This is a genomic window from Ekhidna lutea (assembly GCF_900188325.1).
GTDB classification, from domain to species: domain Bacteria; phylum Bacteroidota; class Bacteroidia; order Cytophagales; family Cyclobacteriaceae; genus Ekhidna; species Ekhidna lutea.
Map to the genome: position 1 here is coordinate 326,140 of NZ_FZPD01000003.1, position 16,850 is coordinate 342,989.

The 16,850-nt window shown below is 41.4% G+C and carries 14 protein-coding genes; 4 read left to right on the forward strand and 10 right to left on the reverse strand.

The annotated features are described in order from the left end of the window. Window positions 1-32: 32 nt before the first annotated feature. Window positions 33-635, reverse strand: a complete 603-nt coding sequence (locus tag CHB71_RS09160) for a trimeric intracellular cation channel family protein (protein WP_089356613.1) — start codon at window positions 633-635, stop codon at window positions 33-35. A 16-nt stretch (window positions 636-651) separates the two neighbouring features. Then, on the reverse strand, window positions 652-1,575 hold the full coding sequence (gene queG / locus CHB71_RS09165; RefSeq protein ID WP_089356614.1) for a tRNA epoxyqueuosine(34) reductase QueG: 924 nt from the start codon (window positions 1,573-1,575) through the stop codon (window positions 652-654). Between the two features lie 136 nt (window positions 1,576-1,711). Here queG and CHB71_RS19090 point away from each other — a divergent pair, with 136 nt between their 5' ends. Beyond that, a complete protein-coding gene (locus CHB71_RS19090) occupies window positions 1,712-1,843 on the forward strand; it encodes a hypothetical protein (protein ID WP_262485925.1) in 132 nt (43 codons plus the stop codon). A gap of 223 nt (window positions 1,844-2,066) precedes the next feature. On the opposite strand, the gene CHB71_RS09170 is transcribed toward CHB71_RS19090, so the two are convergent. The 4 genes from CHB71_RS09170 to ruvB all read right to left on the reverse strand — a co-directional run bounded on the left by CHB71_RS09170 (window position 2,067) and on the right by ruvB (window position 9,356). Then, entirely contained in the window at window positions 2,067-4,031 is a 1,965-nt protein-coding gene (locus CHB71_RS09170; protein WP_089356615.1) for a response regulator, read from the reverse strand. Beyond that, on the reverse strand, window positions 4,018-7,428 hold the full coding sequence (locus CHB71_RS09175) for a sensor histidine kinase (protein ID WP_179213363.1): 3,411 nt from the start codon (window positions 7,426-7,428) through the stop codon (window positions 4,018-4,020). The genes CHB71_RS09170 and CHB71_RS09175 overlap by 14 nt, the downstream gene beginning before the upstream one ends. A 268-nt stretch (window positions 7,429-7,696) precedes the next feature. Then, window positions 7,697-8,284, reverse strand: coding sequence for a superoxide dismutase family protein (locus CHB71_RS09180; RefSeq protein WP_179213364.1), 588 nt, complete (start codon window positions 8,282-8,284; stop codon window positions 7,697-7,699). A 46-nt stretch (window positions 8,285-8,330) separates the two neighbouring features. Continuing rightward, the gene (ruvB, locus tag CHB71_RS09185) at window positions 8,331-9,356 is read right to left on the reverse strand and encodes a Holliday junction branch migration DNA helicase RuvB (protein ID WP_089356618.1); all 1,026 of its coding nucleotides are present in this window, start codon (window positions 9,354-9,356) and stop codon (window positions 8,331-8,333) included. A 69-nt stretch (window positions 9,357-9,425) separates the two neighbouring features. Between ruvB and CHB71_RS09190 the strand changes: the two genes are divergently transcribed. The 3 genes from CHB71_RS09190 to CHB71_RS09200 are packed head-to-tail and all read left to right on the forward strand — an operon-like array spanning window position 9,426 to window position 12,219. After that, complete coding sequence (locus tag CHB71_RS09190; RefSeq protein ID WP_089356619.1) at window positions 9,426-10,457, forward strand: FAD:protein FMN transferase; 1,032 nt, start codon at window positions 9,426-9,428, stop codon at window positions 10,455-10,457. A 45-nt stretch (window positions 10,458-10,502) separates the two neighbouring features. After that, a complete protein-coding gene (locus tag CHB71_RS09195; RefSeq protein ID WP_089356620.1) occupies window positions 10,503-11,213 on the forward strand; it encodes a ZIP family metal transporter in 711 nt (236 codons plus the stop codon). Window positions 11,214-11,268: 55 nt separating this feature from the next. Continuing rightward, window positions 11,269-12,219: a zinc dependent phospholipase C family protein gene (locus CHB71_RS09200; RefSeq protein ID WP_089356621.1), complete on the forward strand. Its 951-nt coding sequence runs from the start codon at window positions 11,269-11,271 to the stop codon at window positions 12,217-12,219. A gap of 11 nt (window positions 12,220-12,230) precedes the next feature. On the opposite strand, the gene ilvA is transcribed toward CHB71_RS09200, so the two are convergent. Genes ilvA through ilvB form a run of 4 tightly spaced genes read right to left on the reverse strand, consistent with a single transcriptional unit; the run spans window position 12,231 to window position 16,848 of the window. Then, window positions 12,231-13,493: a threonine ammonia-lyase IlvA gene (gene ilvA / locus CHB71_RS09205; protein ID WP_221406697.1), complete on the reverse strand. Its 1,263-nt coding sequence runs from the start codon at window positions 13,491-13,493 to the stop codon at window positions 12,231-12,233. A gap of 3 nt (window positions 13,494-13,496) precedes the next feature. Further along, on the reverse strand, window positions 13,497-14,543 hold the full coding sequence (gene ilvC / locus CHB71_RS09210) for a ketol-acid reductoisomerase (protein ID WP_089356622.1): 1,047 nt from the start codon (window positions 14,541-14,543) through the stop codon (window positions 13,497-13,499). A gap of 20 nt (window positions 14,544-14,563) precedes the next feature. Beyond that, window positions 14,564-15,121: an acetolactate synthase small subunit gene (ilvN, locus tag CHB71_RS09215; protein WP_089356623.1), complete on the reverse strand. Its 558-nt coding sequence runs from the start codon at window positions 15,119-15,121 to the stop codon at window positions 14,564-14,566. After that, on the reverse strand, window positions 15,121-16,848 hold the full coding sequence (gene ilvB, locus CHB71_RS09220; protein ID WP_089356989.1) for a biosynthetic-type acetolactate synthase large subunit: 1,728 nt from the start codon (window positions 16,846-16,848) through the stop codon (window positions 15,121-15,123). The genes ilvN and ilvB overlap by 1 nt, the downstream gene beginning before the upstream one ends. Between the last annotated feature and the right edge of the window lie 2 nt (window positions 16,849-16,850).

Here is a 16,850-nt window from a genome sequence, read left to right on the forward strand (position 1 = left end):
GTTGGAGGTAAATTTAATTAAAGGAAATGCGCTCAGGAAATATCCGGGAGCTGCCACTTAAATTTCACAGCCAGAATCCTAAACGAGGCGATGAAGAGTACCGTCGTAAGAATATTCCACCCCTGTTCAAGCCCCATACGTTGCAATACAACGTACAAAATACCACCGCATAAGCAGGTAAGGGCATAAATTTCTTTTCTGAAAATCAAGGGGATTTCATTGCATACGATATCCCGAATCACCCCTCCAAAAACGGCAGAAACCATCCCCATCATAATGGCAATTACAGGATGTACTCCTATGGTAAGCGCTTTTTGTAGACCTAAAACGGTAAACACAGCGATCCCAACCGTGTCAAACATGAAGAAAGTTCTTCTCAGTTTTAGCACTGCCTTTCCAAAAAGGAGGGAAATCAAAATACCTGACCCGATCATCGCTAGGTAGATGAGGTCTTTCATCCATCCAACAGGTGTGCTTCCAAGCAATATGTCACGCATGGTGCCACCGCCGATTGCCGTGATTAGTCCTACAGCGGCAATGCCGAAGAAGTCCAGTTTTTTATCACGACCGGCAAGCGCTCCGGAGATGGCAAATACCATCGTCCCAACGATATCGATGAAGTATAAGATAGTCACGGGGCGAAAGTAACGACTAATCGCCTATTTGAATGAATTTCAAGTTGCGCTTCAACCCTTCAAACTTGGTTCGCTTTACAGCCGACTTCTTAAACACTTTTTGAAAGACCTCTTTGGTCATTTCCTGCCAATCCTGTTTTGAAAGTTCTTCCCATCCTTGAGGTTTGAATGCCGGTTCAGAGTGCGGTTTAGAAAAACGATTCCATGGACACACATCCTGGCAGATATCACAGCCAAAAGCCCAGCCTTCCATTTTGCTTTTGAATTCGTTGGGGATTTCATCTTTCAATTCGATTGTTAAGTATGAAATGCATCTGCTGCCATCTACAACGTATGGTTCAGGAATAGCATCTGTGGGGCAAGCATCCTGGCATGCTGTACAGGTGCCACAATAGTCCTTCATCGGACCATCAGGTTCTAATTCGAGATCTATGATTAGCTCAGCCAAAAAGAAAAAACTGCCCATTTCTCGATTAAGCAAAAGCGAGTTTTTTCCAATCCACCCAATTCCACTTTTGGCGGCCCAGGCTCGCTCATGCACAGGTGCAGAATCCACAAATACACGTCCGTTAACCTCTCCAATCTCTTCCTGAATTTGACTCATGAAGGTTTTTAGCTTGTCCTTTATGATGAAATGATAATCCTGTCCGTAGGCATATTTGGCAAATTTTGGGGTCTTTGTTGAGTAATTGGTTTCAGGGTAATAGTTGTAAACGAGTGAGACAACCGATTTAGCCCCTGGGACGAGCTTGGTAGGATCAAGTCTTTTGTCGAAATGATTTTCGAGGTATCCCATTTTTCCCTGATACCCTCTATTTAACCACTCTTCTAGTTTGGGTGCTTCTTCTTTCAAAAATTCAGCTTTTGAGATACCGCAAAAGGAAAACCCAAGATCAGAGGAGAGTTTCTTTATTAGATTTTTACGGTTCAAAGCGCACACAAGACAAATGTAGTATGCAAAAAATGGTTGTTTAAAGGGTCTCTAATCTTTTATGCAAGAATTGAAAGTGGATGTGCAGAATTCGAAAAAAGGAGATGCGCACTTTTGTCTTATAGATTAATAAAAACAAAAGACGATGTACAATAAATTGAAACAAGCAGAATTAGCATTGAGAGAATCGGATGAGATGATAGCAAGTGCATTTGTGATAGGTTATTATGTGATACTAACCTTTGGATTGCACAATTTCATTCAGGCAGCATATTAAAATTTAGGTAGTAGTTTGATAGGAAGAGTGTTTCTCTTCATGCGCCCGGAACTGGCAATTTCCGGGTGTTTCTTAAAAAATTAGATGGGTTAGTAAACTAAGGCGAAAACTTCCATCTATATCTCTGGGTATTACCGCCAGGGGTTTGATCTAATCATAATGGTGATAGGCAAGGCTAGCCTTGCGTGATAGTTGCCCCGGTTTGTGGTGAGCCGGGGTTTTTTTATTTCTTCAAAACAGGTTTATAGCCTGTGTATTGCTCAAACTGTTTTTTGAACATGGTTACGTTCGTCATACCCACAGCCTTTGCAGCATCTGTCATTGAATTCACCCTTCTGTTGTTTAAAAGATCTTCCGCAAATTGGTACCTGATTTTCTTGATGAATTCCAAAGGGGTGATTCCTAATGCATCCTTTAGGACCTTAAATAACTTTCTCTGACTGACAGCTATCTCATTCGCTAAATTTTGAACCCCTAGCATTGAATTGTCAATATTCTTGACCACCAGGGACTCTAGTTGCCTGATCATTTCTTTTCGTGTAGCCTCAGGATCAAAATGTGAGAAGGTTGCTGAAATAGTACTACCTCCATCTGATCTCTCGATCAGATTTTTTACTCGTACCCGAAGCTCTTTAGCATCAAAAGGTTTAGGTAGAACAAAATCGATTCCGCGATCCAGCGCTTTATGAAGCTGGTCTTTGTCAGCCCGACTTGAAACAATGAGACATGGAATGTCCTTGTACCGTGTATCCTGAACCTGTTCGATAAATTCAAAGCCGTCCATTACAGGCATGGAAAGATCCGTAATGATTAGATCTATCTCCCGCTCCTGAAGTTTATGCATGGCTTCTTCTCCATTTCTAGCTTCATGAATTCGATATTCTTTCCGTAGGAGCTCCGAAATCAATAACCTGATATCAGGATTATCGTCTACGATTAATATCGACTTCATTTCTTCACCTTGTGGGATGGTTTCAGCTTTTTCAGTAGTCGTTTGCGGGGTGATAATTGTATTACTAAGCCATCGTTCTACAGCTTCTCCTTCTTCAGGCAGTTCTTCAATGTTTAATGGAATACTGATAGTAAAGGCGGCCCCCTGCGTTTTGCGATTTTCTGCCGTAAGGGATCCTCCATGTAGTATAACAATTTCTTTTGCGATGGCAAGGCCTATTCCCAGCCCTTCTCTTTTGTTGCTTAGCGTGTCACTGGAATAGAACCGATTAAACATTTGCTCAAGTTTAGCTGGGTCTATTCCGGGTCCCTCATCTAAAATGACTATATATAGATTCTCTTTCTCCTTTTTGCACTCAATTTCAACTTTTGTCCCTGATTCAGCAAAGTCCAAAGCGTTTGAGACAAGGTTGTAAAGAACCTTCTCAAAGTGCCAGGTATCTAGCAATGCCCAATCCGAGTCATTCAAAGATGTCTTCAGTTCAAGAGAAACGTCCTTAGCTTCAGCGGCAGGTTTATACATAGTAATGAATTCAGCTATAAACTCATTTACCATGCACCTGGAGCGATTCAGTTGGAGCAGACCCTCATCCAATCGAATTAATTCGCGAATTTCTGTGGATAAATTATTAAGGGTTTTACTGAAGCGCTGGATGGCTTTGAGCTTATCTATTGTGTCCAATGGGAGCACATCTTCATGTTCAACCAATAGCATATCTGTCAACCCTAGAATGATTGCTATGGGATTTTTTAGATCGTGGGAAACATTCGCGAAAAAAGTAGATTTTGCTTTGTCTAGCTCTGACAATTTCTCATAGCTATCTCGCAGGTTTTTTTCTGTCTCTGACAAGCGAAGTACATTTTTTATGCGTGCCTGAAACTCTAGTTTATTAAAAGGTTTTGATAAGAAATCATGTACTCCAGCTCGAAAAGACTCGGATAGATCTTCTGGCTTTTTCATCACAGCCGTGACCATAATGATGGGTATATGCGCGAGCGCTTCATCAGCCTTTACGGCCTCTACCAGGGCGTACCCATCCATCTCAGGCATCTCCCAATCAGTAAGGATTAAGTCCGGGACATATTTTTTGGCTAGCTGCAATCCAATTTTACCATTAGGAGCTGTTAGTGCATTTTTATGCAGGCCCAGCTCTTTAAGTTCATCAATGATAATTTTGATATTATCCGGCTTGTCATCAATAACCAGAATGCTTGTATTTGGCTTAGTTTGACTCATGCGTTGATGTAGTGGTTAGAAATTCCGCCAACTTTTCTTTAAACGAAGCGATTCCATTTTGATCATGTTCAGCTACCAGTTGCATCAATTGATCACATATTGGTTTAGTACTTCTACTTTTTTCTAAAAGTGAATCTATTAACTCTGACCATTTGCCAGCCTCATATACTTGTAATTCATTTATTCTTTCTGCCAGCCCATCCCAAACAAGATAGTCTTCATCTTTAAAATTAAAGAATGTTTGATGGGTTAATAGATCACTTGCAATGCTTGCCCCCTTACTTATAATAGGAAGTGTGAACGAAAAAACACTGCCTTTACCCTTGGTGGAGTCCACTTCCATTTTTTGTCCGTGGGCATGAATGGCCATTTTACAAAATGATAATCCAAGACCCGTTGATGTTGCTCCTCCGAAGGATCGTGCATCAGACTGCTCAAATTGCTCAAATATCTTCTTAAGATCCTGGGGGGGGATACCTTCACCATGATCCTTGATCGATATCTTGATAACATCATTGGACTCACTTGCATGGATTTCAACCGGTGAATTGAAATGAGAGTATTTGATGGCATTCGATACCAGGTTATTTAGGACACGATGGATGAGCTGTTGATCGGCCTGAACCCTATATTCCCGATTCATTTTGTTCATGATTTGGATATTTCGTTCTTCTGCAACAGGTTTTAACTCATCTATAACTTCATTAATGGTTGCCGATATCGAAAAATCGGAGATATACAATTTCATTTTCGATTTTTCAAAACGCAAAACACCCAGCATGTTTTCAATCAGATTAAGCATATGCTTGCCTGATCTGTTAATTTGTTTGGTCTCCTCATTTTTTTCTCCCTCCACTCTCCTTATAATTGAGACAAGTGGATTCTTCAGATCATGGGCAACCATACTTACCAGTCCTTCTTTAAAAAACTCTAATTCCTTTTGTTTCTCAAATGCTTTTTGAAGGTCCTCATTTTTTTGTGCAATCGTTTTGGTTCTGTCTTCCACTTTTTGCTCAAGAATGACCTGATTTCTTTTTAAGGAATTGATTCTTGTACGATAGAGTGAAATGGCAATGAATATGATGAAAGAGGAAAGAGTAAAGTGAAAAGTCCATGTTTGATACCATGGTGGCGGGATATAGAAGCTAATGGTCAATCCTGCTGAATTCCAGATCCCATCACTATTTGTGCTTTTCACTTTTAAAGTATGATTGCCGTGATTTAGTGCAAAGAATTCGAGGCTATTTTGATTGTTTAATTCAAACCATTCTATATCATCATCCAGCTGGTATGCATAGGAGATATTTGATTTTAGCGCAGGATTAATCGCCGCAAATTGAAAAGTTAGTCTTTGATTATAGGGGAGTATAATTTCTTGATTGGATTGTAAGTCATATTTTTTATTTTGAATTAGGATGTTTCTTAGGGCTAATTTTGGAAAGGAGGATTGTACGGTTACATCATCTGGATTGAAATAGGTGATGCCATTTTTACCACCAAAATAAAAGCAACCCCTTTCATCACTCATGAAAGCTTCGAGGTTATAGTCGTCGCTTCCGAGCCCATCTTTAATCCGATAGTTTTTGAAAGTACTATCCATAGGATTAAAATGACTCAATCCATTATTCGTTGAAATCCAATAGGTGTCAGCATCGGTCTTTAGCATGCCCATTGTGGAATTATTGCTAAGTCCATCTTCTTCTGTAAAATGTGTAAATGTTTTTTTGTGAGGGTTAAAGTGATTTAGTCCGCCACCAAGGGTTGTCAGCCAGTAATTGTCTCCATCAGGGAACAGATGTAGTATTTTATAATTATTTAGACTTGAGTCGTTTTCGGTATCTGGAATAAATCGTTCAAATGAGTTGTTACTATAATCGTACCTGTTTAAACCTCCACCATAAGTACATACCCATAAACCACTTTCGTCTTCTAAAAATGATGTAATGTGATCATCTGATAATGAAGTGGAGTCGCCAGGAATGTTTTTTATTTGTCTGAAATCGTCAGTTTCCGGTTGATAAATATTAATTCCCTCTCCGTATGTGCCTACCCATAGATTTCCTTTGCTATCCTCATAGATAGCAGTGATAATGTTCATACTTAGTCCGTTACCTGATAGAAAAGGAGATGCGGTGTATCTTTTAAAAGTTCCTTTTTCTTTATCAAACAAGTTTAATCCACCTCCCCAGGTGCCAACCCAAAATCGTCCTTTTGAGTCTTCATACATGATTCGAATCCAGTCGTGGCTGATACTCTCCGGGTTGGTTGGATCGTGTGTATACCTTTTAAATACAACCGGATTTTTTGATTGTAGTAGGTTTAGTCCTCCACCGAAAGTTCCCATCCAAAGGTTGCCTGAACGGTCTTTGTACATGCTATAGACGTTGTTGTGGGAGAGCGATCTTTCATCTTGTGGGTCATGTTTCATAAGATGAAACGGGCTTTCTACAAGCTTTTGAAATCCTTTCATGTAATAACCCACATAGGTAACACCGTTGGATCCATGATGAATGGAACTTACATCATCGTCTGATAAGCTTAGAGGATCGGTAGGATTGTGATTGAAATGGTGAAAAATATTTAATTGCGGGTCAAAAATTGAGATACCCATTGTTGCACTTCCAATCCAAATTCTTCCTTTTGCATCTTCAGAAATTGCGTTTATTCGACCTCCTAGTTTATTCGGGACTTTCGTGACAGCACGATTAAATGAATTTGTATTTGCTTTTTTGACCCACAGGCCATTTTCGCCTGTGCCAATCCAGATGTTGTCCCTGGAGTCAATAAGAATATCCCAAGCAGATTTGTTATTTGCAAGTATTCTGCTCGTTGAGTTTGTATTTGGGCTCCAATTAAAGACCCCTTTATCTTCGGAAGCGATCCAAATAGTACCTTCAGAATCCACTTCAATGTCGTTGATTTTGCAATCGGGGATGTTTTCAATCTTGTTAAAAGTTTTATCCTTAAACGCAAATTCGAAAAGGCCTTCACCCTCCGTTCCAACTAATAAACTTTGGTCGTTTAATTGATTGATGGCTTTAATGGCCAATGTGGAGGCTCCTTTTTTTAGAATAAAATTTTGAAAGTTGTTCGTTTCTTTTTTGTAAAGACTCAGGCTAGCTTTTGTCCCCACCCAAAGGTTATAGGTATCGTCCTCGTAAAATGTCCAAACGGAGTTGTCTGGGATGGAAGTTGAATCGCCAAACTTATGTGTGAAAGATTCGAATTGGTAACCATCAAACCGATTGATGCCACCAAAATTGGCTATCCATAGCATATCATTGCTGTCCTGAAAAATGCTGTTTGTACTGCTTTGATTTAAGCCATCTGCCTTAACATAGGATTCAAAAGTGAATGCAGGAGGAGTTACATCTTCTTGCGCAGATATCTTGTGCATCGATATCTGGGCTGCCAAAATCAGTATAAGCCTCAGTCCTTTCATGTTGAGCTATGCCTCCCAGGTAAAGGTTCAACAAAAAAAGCAGATATTATAAGTATTTCGACGAGAATGATAATTCCAATTGTTGGTTGTTTGTAAAAACATAAAACATCAATACTTATGGAATATCAGGAAGAGTCAAGATTTGCAAGAATTGCTTTAACTATAATATACTCAGTAGGCCTTGGTATAATTGCAGCCCTGAATTTACTCGCTGTGGGTTAGGCTATCGAAGCAACTGAGAACCTAAAACCACAGTTCCGCCCGCAATTTTAGCGTTAGCATGTCCACTCGGGTCATGGCTATGCCCGGGATCGCATTCGTTGGTAAAATCCTCTGATTTGTGGTGGATGAATAAAACTGTTCCGGAAATGTCTGAGGCATCACCTGTCCCCAAGCTCCAGAGGTCGGTTTGGATTGTGAAATTGCCACTGCCCTCTTCATCAACCTGGATATTACCAATGTCTCCGGCAAATGGCTTCAGCCACAATCGTCCCATACTTACCGAATCACAGAAAGCAATAAATCGCCCTTTATTCCAGTGTCTGCCAGGCTCTTCTAGCGTGCCTTGATGCAAGTGCATGGCATGAGCTGTATTAGGCTCCATATTCGAAACAGAAACTTCCAGGATCGTCACTCCATCTTGATAGGTAAACGCAGCATTTCCCATCCAATCACCTTTTGTATATGTTTCTCCGTCTTCAGTACTTACCCAATAGATATCTGCTGCAGCAAAGGTTTTAGGGCCAGGATCTTTTTCATCTTTGCAGGAAAGGACTGAAAGGATAAGAGCAAATACACTGAGTAGTCTCATTATTCTCATTGATTTATTTGATTAACAATCAACAAAAATCAAACCACTAAAACAACGATCCGGTTTGTGAAGGCGGTATTGCACCCAAATGCTTATAAGCCAACTCAGTGGCTTCTCTCCCGCGCGAAGTACGTTTTAAGTACCCCTCCTGGATAAGGAAAGGCTCATACACTTCTTCGATTGTTTCGGATTCTTCGCCGCAAGCCGTGGCAATTGTCCCGAGACCGACCGGGCCACCCTTGAATTTGTTAATAATCGTTGATAGGATTCGATTGTCCATCTCATCCAACCCATGATCGTCCACATCCAGTGCTTTCAAAGCCACTTTGGATATCTCCAGCGTGATGGCGCCATCTCCTTTGATTTGCGCAAAATCTCTGGTTCTTCGCAGTAGGTTGTTTGCAATTCGAGGGGTTCCTCTGCTTCTTCTGGCTATTTCAAAGGCAGCTTCCTCATCAATGATTGAATTCAAAATATCAGCAGATCGACCGACAATAGTTGTTAACAGCTTTGAGTCGTAATATTCCAGTCTGGCGTTTATGCCAAATCGGGCTCTGAGTGGTGAGGTCAATAATCCGGAACGAGTAGTTGCGCCGATGAGCGTAAATGGATTTAGCTCAATCTGGACAGACCTGGCATTAGGCCCTGAATCCAGCATGATATCAATCCGATAATCTTCCATTGCCGAGTAGAGATATTCTTCTACGACTGGGTTCAACCGATGAATCTCATCAATGAAAAGCACATCATGAGGCTCCAGGTTAGTGAGCAATCCCGCAAGTTCACTTGCCTTATCCAGCACAGGGCCGGAAGTCACTTTTATATTTGACTCAAGCTCATTGGCTATGATGAATGATAGGGTTGTTTTACCCAAGCCCGGAGGACCATGAAGTAAAACATGATCTAAAGGCTCAGTCCGTTGCTTGGCCGCTTCAACAAATATTTTCAGGTTTTCAACTACCTTATGTTGTCCGGTAAAGTCAGAAAATGAAAGTGGTCGTAGCGCTTTTTCAAATTCTTTTTCCGAGGATTCCATGCCCTCCCCATCCGCTTGCAGGTAGTCTTCTCTCATTGGCCTCAAATATAACTCACAAAGCGATTGAAGCCTGATTGATTTACTTTTGCGGCACAAAGTTTTCCAATGCAAAAACAAAGACTGCTTTACTTCGGAATAGGACTTGCACTGATTTTCATTCTTTTTTCTTATTTAAGAAAAGATGCCCAAAGGCTTCATCATATCCAGGGACAAACCATGGGCACCATCATTTATAATGTGAAATATGTGGCTAAGGAAGTTGATGGGTTGGATCAGAAAATCTCTGATGAACTGGTTGCTTTGAATCAATCACTCTCCACTTATATTCCTGATTCAGAAATATCCATTTTAAACAAGGAAGGCGTGTTTGATTTCAAGTCTGAATTTTTCCTGCCCGTTCTTAAGAGCAGCAAGGAAATTCATGAAAATACAGATGGAACGTTTGACCCCAGTATCGGGCCATTGGTTCAGGCCTGGGGATTTGGCCCAGATAAGCAGATCCCTTTGCTGGATTCAGCGCAGGTAGACTCACTAAAATCAATCACAGGATTTGATAAAGTAAAGTTTAATGAAGATAGTATTTCACTACCCGCAAATTTTCAAATTGATTTCAGCGCCATTGCGAAAGGGTACGCAGTAGACATTGTTTCAGAGTTGTTAGAAGAAAATGGAATAAACAACTACCTGGTAGAAATAGGAGGAGAGGTCAGATGCAGAGGAGTCAATGATGAAGAAAAGTCATGGTCACTTGGGATCGAAGATCCAACTGTTTCACAGGATCAGCAGCGTTTGATGGCGATTGTTCGGTTAAAAAACAAAGCGTTAGCAACTTCAGGCAATTACAGAAATTATTACGAAAAAGAGGGTAAAATCTATGCACATATCATTGATCCTCGAACTGGATATACTGCCAATCATAGCTTATTGAGTGCTTCGGTTTTTGCCTCAGACTGTATGTCTGCTGATGCTTATGCTACGGCTTTCATGGTATTGGGGCTGGAACGATCCAAGCAGCTCATTTCAGTTCATAACCTGGATGCTTTGCTAATTTATCGATCTGCAAATGGCTCCATTGAAAGTTTTGTATCTGAAGGAATTCGACCATTTTTGGAAATGAATAAAGCAAAAGGGAATTAATTATTTGATCTTAAGGTTCACATCTACAGCCGACCGAATCCTGATATGACATTAACTGTAATCATTCTTATTGCTTGTACTTTGATGGGAGGGCTCAGTATTAATCTGATTCCCGGAATGAAGCAAAATCTGCGATTGCCACTGATCTTCGCAGGTTCGTATCTTTTTGCCATCACGATCATTCATATCATCCCAGAGTTATTCTCAATTAGTCGTAATCCTTCTACCATCGGATTGTATGTGCTCATCGGTTTTTTCATGCAGCAGTTTCTCGAGTACTTCTCTTCAGGAGTAGAGCATGGGCACGTGCATACGAATAAGGCCGTTTCGGTAAGCGGAAGATTTTCGATTATCATAGCCCTAATGATTCATAGTTTATTGGAAGGGACACTGCTTACGCATGATTCACCATTCCACGAAAAGCATGAGTCATATTCGCTTCTTCTAGGGATTGTCCTGCATAAAATGCCAGCTGCCTTTGCACTCATGGCCACCATGCAGGGTTTAGGAAAACGAGCAATATATCTATTGATTTTATTTAGTCTGGCCTCCCCATTGGGAATGATACTGGGGGATTTTGTTTTACTTTCTGAAGATGCGGTATTGGTTGTTTTTGCCATAGTATGCGGTAGCTTTTTGCATATTTCTACCACCATTTTTGTGGAGGCAAGCCCCGAGCATCACTTTGGCTTAAATAAAATTTTAATCAGCTTACTTGGTGCTGTATTGGCAATTCTGGTTGAGTTTATGGTATAGAATAGCTCCAAGCTAATGAGTGATAATACATCATTTTTTATACCTTAACCTTCAAATGAGGGTGGTCTTATTATTCATTTCGCTACTTGTCCCCATCCTTTCTCAAAGTTGGGGCTTCTTTGCACACCAGAAAATCAACCGATTGGCTGTTTTCACTTTGCCTCCGGAAATGATGGTATTTTATAAGCAAAATATTCAGCACATCACTGAAAATGCAGTGAAGCCGGATATGAGGCGGTACGCGGTAAAAAACGAAGCTCCACGACACTACATAGATGTAGATGTATATGGAGACTCTGCTGTTTACAAAATGCCAAGATATTGGAACGAGGCAGTTGAAAGGTACTCTGAAGACACCCTTCAGGCTTATGGTATTGTGCCATATCATATTAACCGGATGTCTTATTGGTTGATCAATGCCTTTCAAAATAAAGATGCGGATCAGATACTGCGCCTTTCTTCAGACCTGGGACACTACATCGCAGATGCAAATGTGCCACTTCATACGACTGTGAATTACAATGGGCAGTTATCTGGCCAATATGGTATTCATGGATTTTGGGAGTCGCGATTGCCTGAGCTGTTTGCTGATAATTATGATTTACTGACAGGTAAGGCTGAATATGTAGAAAATTTGCAGCTGTATGCCTGGGATGCAGTTGTAAATGCACATGAAGCGCTTGATTCTGTGTTGATGTTTGAAAAAATGCTAACAAGGAAATATCCAGAATCGAAAAAGTATGGATATGAAGAGCGAGGCAACACAACTATCCGGACATATTCCTATGATTTTTCATCTGATTACCATCGTAAATTAAACGGGATGGTAGAGCGACGGATGCGAGCATCTATCAAAATGGTAGGGGACTTTTGGTTTAGCTGCTGGGTGAAGGCGGGGCAGCCGGATCTTACTGAATTACTTTCAGATGTGGAATTACGGGATTCAATATTTGTCGTGGATCCCAACATGAAGCTTCGAAATCATGAGGCGGGGATAGGAGAATAAATGCTGGTTGATTAAATCAAGATATTCAGAAGGTCTTCCTTGTGATTTAGGTATTCACCAAAAAACTTTCGTTCTTTCATTCTGCTCATCAAGAGGTCCAAATTACTTTTTTCCTTTAATTCAATCCCCACCACAGCGGATCCGGTCTCCCGAGAATTTTTCTTGGTATACTCAAAATGTGTAATGTCATCAGAAGGACCCAGGACCTCAGCTACAAACTCTTTCAGGGCTCCTGCTCGTTGAGGGAATCGTACAATAAAGTAATGTTTCAACCCCTTATAGAGCAAGGCTCGTTCTTTAATCTCTTCCGTTCGGGTGATGTCATTGTTGCTGCCACTCACTACGCAAACCACGTTTTTCCCCACAATTTCATCCGAGAGTTGATCCAATGCCGATAGTGCAAGAGCACCAGCGGGCTCCACCACAATAGCATCTCTATTATAAAGTTCGAGTATAGTTTCACATATTTTTCCTTCATGGACAGTCAACATTTGATCCAGTACCGAATTGCAAATCTCAAAATTCAATTCACCTACCTGCTGCACGGCAGCTCCATCAACAAATTTTTCAATTTGTTCCAGCCTGGTGTTTATACCCTTTTCGAATGAGACCGTCATAGATGGAGCTCCAGCCGGCTCTACACCGATAATTTTTGTGTGAGGGGAAAGCGATTTGAAAACACTCCCAACTCCGGCCGCCAGCCCTCCACCACCAACGGGCAGTAGCAAATAGTCTATTCGTTCATCAGCTTGCTTAAGCAGCTCCAACCCAATAGTAGCCTGACCCTCGATGATCTTTTTATCATCAAAAGGGTGGATAAATGTGGATTTGTTTAATTCGGCATAGGCTACTGCCCGACTTTTCGCATCATCGAAAGTGTCACCCTCCAGCCTCACATCTACATAATTCTGCCCAAACATATTCACTTGCTGAATCTTTTGATTGGGAGTAGTGGAGGGCATAAAAATGACACCTTTGCTCTGCAATGTTGCACAAGCAAAAGCGACACCTTGGGCATGGTTTCCAGCGCTGGCGCATACTACCCCTGAATCAAGCTGCTGCTTGGATAGTGATTTCATTTTATTCAGTGCACCACGAATTTTATATGACCTAACAAGCTGAAGATCCTCGCGCTTCAATAAAATGTTTGTTTTGAACCGTGAAGAATAATACAAGTTTGGCAATAGTGGAGTAAAGCTTACAGCACACTTAATGGATACTGCAGCTTCTTCCACATCTTCTATTGAAGGCATATAATTCGATTTTACCTTCATGGTTTATGCGTTTTCGGGTCTTAAATTTCTGACCGCTGCGCCGGCACGCCACATTTCAGATTCTCTAAGCTCATTAAGCTCTTTTTCCAAACCATCACGATAGTCCGGCTTCTCATTTGATTGAATGGTTATTCGAGCTTCGTTTGCACTTGCGACACTTTCATATAGGTCTTCAAACACGGGTGCAACCGCGTCTCTGAACTTCTTCCACCAGTCCAACGCACCGCGCTGAGCTGTAGTAGAGCAGTTGGCATACATCCAATCCATGCCATTTTCAGCCACAAGTGGATAAAGAGATTGCGTAGCTTCCTCTACAGTTTCATTGAATGCCTCTGAAGGTGAATGCCCTTTACTTCTGAGCAGGTCATACTGCGCAGCGAAAAGCCCTTGTATTGCACCCATCAAGCTACCCCTTTCCCCTGTCAGGTCGCTATATACCTCTCGTTTGAAATCGGTCTCGAACAGGTATCCGGATCCAACACCAATACCCAAGGCGACCGCCCTGTCTCGCGCTTTTCCTGTTGCATCCTGATGGATTGCAAATGAGGAGTTTAATCCTTTACCGGCAACAAATAATCGTCTAAGAGACGTCCCGGACCCTTTTGGAGCCACCAAAATGACATCTACATCTGCTGGAGGAACAATGCCGGTTTGCTCATGATAAGTAACACCAAAACCATGCGAAAAGTAAAGTGCCTTTCCCGGAGTAAGGTGTTTTTTTACCGTTGACCATTGCTGTATCTGCCCGGCATCTGAGAGCAGGTATTGGATAATGGTGCCTCGCTCGCACGCGTCTTCAATTTCAAACAAGTTCTCGCCTTCAATAAACCCGTCTGCAATCGCTTTATCCCATGACTTACCACCTTTCCTTTGACCAACTATTACGTTGAAGCCATTATCTCTTAGGTTTAAGGCCTGACCTGGCCCTTGCACCCCATATCCAATAACTGCGATGGTTTCATCTTTAAGGACTTCTCTTGCTTTTTCTAAAGGGAATTCTTCTCGGGTAACTACCTCTTCCAGTGTACCGCCAAAATCAATCTTTGCCATTTCTGTTTGTTTTATTCGTGTTAAAATTCTTTTATACTTAATGTGTTTGACTGTGAAGTTTCTAATTCGTGAATGAATGCCTCCGTTCGTCTTTTTGATTTAGAAATCGCCACTCTTCCTGAGCGAGCAAATTCAAGAATATCATAGGGTTCCAAAACCTCATATAATTCATGGGTTTCTTGCTTTGTGCCAGTTTTTTCAATCACGATCTGGTTGTCCTCAATAGCAATGATCTTGGCACCATGCTGCCTGATAAGTTTCTCAAGAAGTCCATTCTGTTGAAATACCTCTAGCGAAAGTTTATAGAGTGCGATTTCCTGATAATATATTTGGTCTTCTTCATAGAGGAATGATCCTAACACATCTACGAGTTTTCGGATTTGCTTCACCACTTTTTCTAAATCAATTTTGGTAGCAGTAGCTACAATAGTGAACCTGCTAACGCCTTTCACCTCAGTGGTAGATACATTAAGACTGTTGATATTGATCTTCCTCCGACTCAGGATTATAGTGAGTTTATTCAAAAGACCTGGTTTATCCTCAGTTAGGACCGATATAGTATATTCTCTTTTTTCCATCACTCAAGCCTTATTTTAGAAACACAACTACCCGAAGGCACCATTGGAAATACATTTTCTTCTTTTTCCACCACGACTTCCAGTAAGCTCGAGCCTTCTTGATTCAGCCATTTATTGAAAGCTTCATCCAGGTGATTTCTTTCTTGAACTCGTTGAGCTGGAATGCGATATCCCTCTGAGATTTTGATAAAGTCGGGGTTATCCATCTCGGTGAAGGCATACCTCTTATCGAAGAAGAGCTGCTGCCACTGACGTACCATCCCGAGAAAGCTGTTATTCAGAATTAGAATTTTTACTCCAATCTGATATTGCATGATTACGCCCAATTCTTGAATGGTCATTTGGAATCCCCCATCCCCAATGATTGCGATGACCTGCCGCTCAGGAGTACCTATTTTGGCACCAATTGCAGCGGGCAAGCAAAAGCCCATTGTACCTAATCCACCAGAGGTAATATGGCTTTTCAATTCATCAAATTGATAATACCTCCCCGCCATCATTTGATGTTGTCCTACATCTGTTACGATCACTGATTTGCCCTTTGTTTTTTCCGAGAGCTTGTGAACGACTTCTGCCATGGTCATCAATTTACTTTTAGGCTCCAGGGATTTTTGGACTGCTTTATCCATTTCTATTTTATCACATGCTCGAAATTCTGCTAACCACTGTTGGTGTGAATTCTTGTTCACTAGCGGAAGCAAAGCTTTTAGTACTTGCTTTGCATCTCCAATGATTGCAACATCTGTAAGAATATTCTTATCAATTTCAGCAGGATCTAATTCTATATGAATCACTTTGGCCTGTTTGGCATAAGTAGTTACATCACCTGTCACACGATCGTCAAAGCGCATTCCGATTGCAATGAATACATCGCATTCATTCGTTTTCACATTTGGACCATAGTTTCCATGCATTCCGGTATAGCCCACATACAATGGATGTTTAGTGGAAAAAGCAGATAGCCCCAGTAGGGTAGAGGCAGATGGGATGCCTGTTTTTTCAACGAACCTTTTTAATTCATCTTCCGCACCACTTAGCGTCACCCCTTGTCCAAAAAGGAGGTAGGGCTTTTTGGCTTGATTTATTAACGCAGCAGCTGCCTTCAACGGCTCTTCCCTTAGCTCTGGGTAAGGTTGATAGCTTCTTATTCTTTCACACCGTTTATAGATAAAATCGAATGATTGCTGCTGGGCATCTTTTGTGATATCGATTAATACTGGCCCAGGACGTCCTGATTGAGCGATATAAAACGCTTTTGCAAGTGCCTCAGGGATCTCTTCGGGCTTTGTTACCTGAAAATTCCATTTGGTGACAGGCATGGATATCCCAATGATATCTGTTTCCTGGAATGCGTCACTGCCAAGCAGATGACTTGCAACCTGCCCGGTGATACAAACAATGGGAGTTGAATCGATTTGAGCATCCGTAATCCCCGTGATAAGGTTTGTGGCTCCTGGCCCTGAAGTTGCGAAGCATACCCCAACTTTTCCTGAGTTTCTGGCATAGCCCTGAGCCGCATGAATGGCACCCTGCTCATGACGCACGAGAATGTGCCTTAACTGATTTTCATAATCAAAGAGCGCATCATAGACAGGCATGATAGCACCACCTGGATAGCCGAAAATGGTTTCGACTTCTTCGTTAATGAGACATCTTAAAATAGCTTCAGAACCTGATATTCTTTCAGCTTCAACTACTTTTCCTGGATTTTCAATTAGGGCTTCCATAA

Excerpts from the sequence above, each read along its gene's own strand:
- CHB71_RS19090 (WP_262485925.1), top strand. The coding sequence starts at position 1,712 with ATGTACAATAAATTGAAACAAGCAGAATTAGCATTGAGAGAATCGGAT.
- CHB71_RS09170 (WP_089356615.1), bottom strand. The coding sequence starts at position 4,031 with ATGAGTCAAACTAAGCCAAATACAAGCATTCTGGTTATTGATGACAAG.
- CHB71_RS09175 (WP_179213363.1), bottom strand. The coding sequence starts at position 7,428 with ATGCACAAGATATCTGCGCAAGAAGATGTAACTCCTCCTGCATTCACT.
- CHB71_RS09180 (WP_179213364.1), bottom strand. The coding sequence starts at position 8,284 with ATGAGACTACTCAGTGTATTTGCTCTTATCCTTTCAGTCCTTTCCTGC.
- ruvB (WP_089356618.1), bottom strand. The coding sequence starts at position 9,356 with ATGAGAGAAGACTACCTGCAAGCGGATGGGGAGGGCATGGAATCCTCG.
- CHB71_RS09190 (WP_089356619.1), top strand. The coding sequence starts at position 9,426 with ATGCAAAAACAAAGACTGCTTTACTTCGGAATAGGACTTGCACTGATT.
- CHB71_RS09195 (WP_089356620.1), top strand. The coding sequence starts at position 10,503 with ATGACATTAACTGTAATCATTCTTATTGCTTGTACTTTGATGGGAGGG.
- CHB71_RS09200 (WP_089356621.1), top strand. The coding sequence starts at position 11,269 with ATGAGGGTGGTCTTATTATTCATTTCGCTACTTGTCCCCATCCTTTCT.
- ilvA (WP_221406697.1), bottom strand. The coding sequence starts at position 13,493 with ATGAAGGTAAAATCGAATTATATGCCTTCAATAGAAGATGTGGAAGAA.
- ilvC (WP_089356622.1), bottom strand. The coding sequence starts at position 14,543 with ATGGCAAAGATTGATTTTGGCGGTACACTGGAAGAGGTAGTTACCCGA.
- ilvN (WP_089356623.1), bottom strand. The coding sequence starts at position 15,121 with ATGGAAAAAAGAGAATATACTATATCGGTCCTAACTGAGGATAAACCA.
- ilvB (WP_089356989.1), bottom strand. The coding sequence starts at position 16,848 with ATGGAAGCCCTAATTGAAAATCCAGGAAAAGTAGTTGAAGCTGAAAGA.